General features: G+C 58.0%; 1 protein-coding gene. It reads left to right on the forward strand.

The genetic code is table 11. The features are described from left to right. Positions 1–331: ParA family protein (locus EE949_RS00930; protein ID WP_164666661.1), on the forward strand; the 331-nt coding region annotated here is incomplete at both ends.

Genomic DNA, 331 nt, shown 5'->3' on the forward strand with positions numbered 1-331 from the left:
GGCTGAGGCCATGCAGTTCTCCGAGCACGGCGGTTACCAACTGCTTCCGGCCAACCGCGACCTGACCGCAGGCGAGGTGGTGCTGCTGGAAATCCAGATGAAGGAGAGCCGTCTGCGTAATGCGCTTGCGCCAATCCGCGAAAACTACGATTACATTCTCATCGACTGCCCTCCGTCGCTGTCGATGCTTACGCTCAACGCCCTGGTGGCGTCTGATGGCGTGATTATTCCCATGCAGTGCGAGTATTTCGCACTGGAAGGTCTGAGCGACCTTGTGGATAACATCAAGCGGATCGGCCAACTGCTCAACCCGCAGCTCAAGATCGAAGGC

This window comes from Pseudomonas viridiflava (assembly GCF_900602065.1).
Lineage (GTDB): Bacteria > Pseudomonadota > Gammaproteobacteria > Pseudomonadales > Pseudomonadaceae > Aquipseudomonas.